This window comes from Aeromonas allosaccharophila (genome assembly GCF_000819685.1).
GTDB lineage: Bacteria > Pseudomonadota > Gammaproteobacteria > Enterobacterales > Aeromonadaceae > Aeromonas > Aeromonas allosaccharophila.
On sequence record NZ_CDBR01000048.1, the window covers coordinates 1 to 474 of the forward strand.

Annotated in this window: 1 rRNA gene (only partly in view); it reads left to right on the forward strand. The window is 46.0% G+C overall.

Annotated elements, in window-relative coordinates:
• The first annotated feature begins 136 nt into the window (after window positions 1–136).
• Window positions 137–474 (forward strand): 23S ribosomal RNA (locus BN1115_RS09445) (it continues 2,363 nt past the right edge of the window).

The window sequence follows — 474 nt, forward strand, 5'->3', positions numbered from 1 at the left end:
AAGCTGATTTAAAAAGTAGTTCTCAAACATTTGTTACAAGTGCTTTGGAAACTTCTTGGCGAAAACCAAATTTTATTTGGTCCTTGTTGTACTTCAACGAGTCGCGTCGTTTCAACGACACTTCTTGGGGTTGTATGGTTAAGTGACTAAGCGTACATGGTGGATGCCTTGGCAGTCAGAGGCGATGAAGGACGTACTAACCTGCGATAAGCTGTGAGAAGTCGGTAAGAGACGCTATTACTCACAGATTTCCGAATGGGGAAACCCACTTAGCATAAGCTAGGTATCGTTGCATGAATACATAGTGCAACGAGGCGAACCGGGAGAACTGAAACATCTAAGTACCCCGAGGAAAAGAAATCAACCGAGATTCCCTCAGTAGCGGCGAGCGAACGGGGATTAGCCCTTAAGTTTCTTGGAAGTTAGTGGAATGGTCCTGGAAAGGCCAGCGATACAGGGTGATAGCCCCGTACA